Below are 5,080 nucleotides of genomic sequence, written 5' to 3'. Positions count from 1 at the left end.
ACCGCTCTTCCGATCTTATCGTACTGGATGTTGGTACTAATAACCCGCAGCGACTTGCGGATCCAATGTACATGGGCTGGAGAAACCCTCGAATTACAGGTGAAGAATACGCAGAGTTTGTGGAAGAATTTATGCAGGCCGTTCAACGACGTTGGCCAGATGCATTGATTCAATTTGAGGATTTTGCGCAAAAGAATGCCATGCCTTTACTGGAAAGATATAAAGACCGCGTTTGTTGCTTCAACGATGATATTCAAGGGACCGCGGCAGTCACCGTGGGATCTTTACTGGCAGCATGTAAAGCGGCTGGCAGTCAATTATCTGAGCAACGAGTGACCTTTTTAGGGGCAGGTTCAGCCGGTTGTGGTATTGCTGAAGCAATCATCGCCCAAATGGTGTCTGAGGGCATCAGCGACCAGAAAGCTCGGTCACAAGTCTTTATGGTTGATCGCTGGGGTTTATTGCAAGAAGGTATGCCAAATCTACTCGACTTCCAACAACGTTTGGTACAGAAGAATGCCGACACAAAAGACTGGAAAACAGAAAGCGGCGCGTTCTCTTTACTGGATGTCATGGTTAATGCTAGACCAACAGTGCTGGTCGGTGTGTCAGGGGCTCCGGGATTATTTAGTAAAGAAGTTATTCAAGAGATGCACAAGCATTGCGAACGCCCGATTATCTTCCCATTATCCAACCCAACCAGTCGTGTCGAAGCAACACCAAACGATATTATTCGCTGGACGAACGGGGAAGCTTTAGTCGCAACGGGCAGTCCTTTCGATCCTGTCATACACGATGGTAAAACCTACCCTATTGCTCAATGTAACAACAGTTACATCTTTCCAGGTATCGGGTTAGGGGTACTAGCAGTGAGTGCAAAACGCGTTACCGATGAAATGTTAATGGAATCAAGCCGCGCACTATCCGAATGTTCACCACTTGCGATCAATGGTCAAGGTGCTCTGCTTCCTCCACTGGAGTCTATCCACTCGGTATCGAAGAAAATAGCGTTCGCTGTTGCTAAAAAAGCAATACAACAGGGTGTTGCGTTAGAAATCACAGATGAAGCCATTGAATCGGCAATCGAGCAGCATTTCTGGCAACCTGTATATCGCCGTTATAAGAGAACTGCATTTTAATCGATTCATTTTAATCGACTGTTCCCTTGCCTAACTTGGATAAGATGCTTAGGCAAGGTTTTTCCTTTGAGGTTCCTATGTTTGATTTGTTAGCGCCACTTGGCCGCTATCTAAACCCCTATATGTATGAAGTCTCTACGGCTTTGATTGCCTGTACACTCGTCGTATTTGGCTCAGAGATAAACCGAGTCCTTAGAAACTTGCTACGCTCACATCACTTTATTCTCCGAACGTTAGCCTTTATTTTAGTCAACGCCTTTGGTTATGGGTTTTTCATCGTAAAAGCAACGCCTTACCTATCTCGCACACTCTCTGGCCTGAACTCTGGTATGATGTTTTTTACCGTTCTAATCAGTTTTATTATTATTGGATTATGGGCTCAACGGAATCGACAAATTTGATCGTGCGATTAATCAATAACCTTCGTATCCGCATTCTTCATACCCGAATTTCCTGGCGGTTTTGCCTTCAGGTGTTTCGCTATGCATTAGTTGCGACGGCCTTGATCGCGTTATTGTTAATCTCTATTGATCGTTGGATTAGCTGGCGTACCTCTGATTCCATTATTTCAAACAGCCAATCAATTGAGCACTATGACGTCGCTGTCGTGTTAGGCACCAGTAAGTACTTAGGGAAAACACTCAATGAATACTACGTGCACCGTATAGATGCCGCCATTGAACTGTTTCAACAGGGTAAAATTGACGATTTCTTGCTCAGCGGTGACAACGCTCATCGATCGTATAACGAACCATGGACAATGAAGCGTGACCTGTTAAAAGCAGAAATACCAGAACGCAATATTCATCTCGATTACGCCGGATTTAGAACCTTAGACTCCGTCGTACGAGCGCGAATGATATTTGATAGTGACGATTTTCTTATCATCACACAACGATTCCACTGTGAGCGCGCACTCTTCATTGCAGAGCACCATAATATCAATGCCCAGTGCCTTGCGGTGTCTGGCCCTAAAAATCATTGGGGTGTCAAAGTTCGGCTTAGAGAGGTTTTTGCTAGAGCAAAGGCATTTCTCGACCTCTACATCATCAATACTCAGCCAAAATTTTTGGGGCCCAAAGAACCCATTGTTAATAGCCGAGTATTGGAAGGCCCACCTGAAAACAGTTCATTATTAGACGAAAATTCACCCCAATAAACTATTGAAAGTACACAGCCTAACCGAAATGAATCAACTGAAATAGATCATTGATTTCCAGCGATAAATTGAACTCGATTTCGACCTAAATGCTTTGCCAGATAGAGCGCTTCATCGGCCCTGGCGATGGCTTCTGTTGAACGTTCATTAGTTAACATCGACACACCAATGCTGCACGTCAATGGATCACCATGTACCCATATATGGTTTTCGACGCAGTGGCGAATATGTTCGGCCAATTCCATCGTTTCCGCTTGACTTACCGAAGAACAAAAAACAATAAATTCTTCTCCTCCCCAGCGAACCAATCGATGTTCTTGTTTGATGACGCTAAAGATCACCATAACAAACTCACGCAGAATATCGTCACCAATACTGTGACCATAGTGATCATTTACCGCCTTAAAAAAGTCGATATCGACATAAAGAATGCCAACAGAATCGTTGTCATTCGCGCATTTTTCCGACTGGACCTTAAGCCAATCTCGAATTGCATGACGATTCATCGCCCCCGTAAGAGCATCACGGTGAGCCAATTCGGCATATTGAAAATTTTGAGCTCTTAGAGTGCGGTTGATATTTTTCAAGTGTTCTTGCCTTGCCGTCGACTGATTAATCAACCTATGATTGCGGCGTATTTCACTCAAAGAGAGTAAGCTCCCACCCAGTACCCACATCAATAGCAATGAGATAAATAGCTGATCACTCGGGATAAACTCTCCCACGAGTGACACTTCATTGATTGTCATTTGGTACTGACCAGGGCCAACGCCTGAACCTGTTGCAAACTCTATTTTGTTGATATTCGAGAATTCCGGGGCGGAGTGTGCAATTGGAATATTATTATCCACCAACCACCACGTCATCACTTGTAAGCTGTATAACGGAATCTCAATAATACCTTGCCCCTCGATTGGCGAGTACTCTATACCATTGTATTTATGGGTATACTCGTCATCGACACTTGAGTATTCTGGGTTGAAGTTACGCATGTAAAAGCGCATTCTTGGATGAGACTTATCTGTTAAATTCACTAAATCAACATCGAGTCTGACGGTGTGATAACCCGAAAAATCGAGCCCATTTTCGGCTTTAGCGTCCAAGTGAATTGAAATACCACAATAAGGCCAAGGATAGTCGCTCTCTCTAACCTCACACGTCAACACAGCGGAATCGCCAACGCTCGTCACTTCAGAAGTAGACAGACCGCCATTAGCAGCGTCACTGGTGGGTAAAAATGCGTACATGTTTGGCGAAATGGTTTTGACTCGGCCATCGCCGTACATAAGGTACAGCTGAACCGTAGATATAGTCACCACGACCATAAAAAGTACCGATTTATGTACGAAGTTCATGCTTTGGTGTTCACCCCATAGCTCATTGGAAAAATCAAAAACTTCCAAGCATAGAATCTAAGGATTCGACCCGATCCGCTTTGCAGGAAACTCATGGTGTGCAAATAACGATATCTCTTTTAATACCGTAATATAAGTATATTCTACTTTAGATGATTGGCATTTTATTAAATCACTTTTTGTTTGTTAGAATGAGTAACAAATCATAAAAAGACGAGCCATGTCATGTCAGCAACCGTAACCGGTACATTAAAGAAAATGTCAGCTTCCTTAATGGAGCAAGTCCACTATCAATTACCAGTAGGAGACCAGTTAGTCGATCTCAACCCGTATATCGGTAAACCGATTACACTCACCCATACTGGTAATATATTTTGCAGTTCATGTGGCAAAAAAACCAAGAAAAGCTATTCGCAAGGTCACTGCTTTGTTTGTATGAAAAAACTGGCGAGTTGCGATATGTGTATTATGAAGCCAGAAACATGCCACTACGAACAAGGCACATGCCGTGAGCCTCAATGGGGCGAAGAGAATTGCATGGTCGATCATTTTGTTTATCTCTCAAATACCTCCAGTATCAAAGTAGGCATTACTCGCCATAGCCAAATCCCAACGCGATGGATTGATCAAGGAGCCACACAGGGACTTCCAATATTCAAAGTGAAAACTCGTCATATTTCCGGGCTGATTGAAATTGAGCTAGCAAAACACATTGGCGACAAAACAAACTGGCGCACTTTGCTTAAGCAAGATGGTGACGACTTACCATTAGACGAGCACTTCCAACAACTGTTACCACTAGTACAGCCAAGAATTGACGAAATTAAGCAGCAATATGGTGATGATTCCATCGAAGTATTAGCCAGCGACATTACCTCATTGAACTACCCAGTTCATCAGCACCCGGTGAAAATCACCTCTCACAATTTTGATAAGAATCCTGAAGTCACAGGCGTTCTCCAAGGCATTAAGGGGCAATATCTGATTTTTGATACTGGGGTGATCAACATACGTAAATTCACATCTTACGAAGTTGAATTAAGCGCCTAATGCTCGAATTCGTTTTAGATAGCATTGCTCAAGACAAGTAGTTCACTTAATCGAGCCTCCTTTTTTTAAATATCAAGATGGGGCTCCACTATTTTTACCAATGAGTACACTCTTCTCAATGTGTACATTCCTACCAAATAAGGGCCCTAACATCTCAGGTTCTTCAATACGTTACCTCTTTTCACGTTCATACTCATTGTGACTAAAGCCACCTCTTTACTAGACGACCGTTTTCTCGCCAATCACCGGTAAATCACTGTAGCAAGCTTGTTTGTTCTTTCTTTGTCCCCATATCTTCAATACAATCATCCGAATAATTATTCGATCATTAGCATTGGAGCAAGAATGAGCGACGTGAAACATTGTAACCTTCTAAT

The 5,080-nt window shown here is 43.1% G+C and carries 5 protein-coding genes; 4 read left to right on the top strand and 1 reads right to left on the bottom strand.

From position 1 onward, the window contains the following. From ACP45E_RS19780 to ACP45E_RS19770, 3 genes are all read left to right on the top strand, one after another. Positions 1–1,139, top strand: a 1,139-nt coding sequence (locus ACP45E_RS19780) for an NAD-dependent malic enzyme (RefSeq protein ID WP_069585462.1), incomplete at its 5' end; no start/stop codon positions are given. Positions 1,140–1,216: 77 nt separating this feature from the next. After that, positions 1,217–1,540, top strand: coding sequence for a DUF3392 domain-containing protein (locus ACP45E_RS19775; RefSeq protein ID WP_017034403.1), 324 nt, complete (start codon positions 1,217–1,219; stop codon positions 1,538–1,540). Beyond that, positions 1,513–2,298 (top strand): SanA/YdcF family protein, encoded by a 786-nt coding sequence (locus tag ACP45E_RS19770; protein WP_241790406.1) that lies wholly within the window; start codon positions 1,513–1,515, stop codon positions 2,296–2,298. The genes ACP45E_RS19775 and ACP45E_RS19770 overlap by 28 nt, the downstream gene beginning before the upstream one ends. A 47-nt stretch (positions 2,299–2,345) precedes the next feature. Here the strand turns inward: ACP45E_RS19770 and ACP45E_RS19765 are convergent, their stop codons facing one another. Then, positions 2,346–3,653, bottom strand: a complete 1,308-nt coding sequence (locus ACP45E_RS19765) for a GGDEF domain-containing protein (protein WP_026026729.1) — start codon at positions 3,651–3,653, stop codon at positions 2,346–2,348. 225 nt (positions 3,654–3,878) lie between these two features. Here ACP45E_RS19765 and ACP45E_RS19760 point away from each other — a divergent pair, with 225 nt between their 5' ends. Then, a complete protein-coding gene (locus ACP45E_RS19760; RefSeq protein ID WP_017038665.1) occupies positions 3,879–4,703 on the top strand; it encodes a DUF2797 domain-containing protein in 825 nt (274 codons plus the stop codon). The last annotated feature ends 377 nt before the right edge of the window (positions 4,704–5,080 follow it).

It is taken from the genome of Vibrio genomosp. F10 str. 9ZD137 (assembly GCF_049974785.1).
Lineage (GTDB): Bacteria > Pseudomonadota > Gammaproteobacteria > Enterobacterales > Vibrionaceae > Vibrio.
The sequence above is the reverse complement of the archived record's forward strand: the minus strand, read 5'-3'. Positions and strand labels throughout refer to the sequence as shown.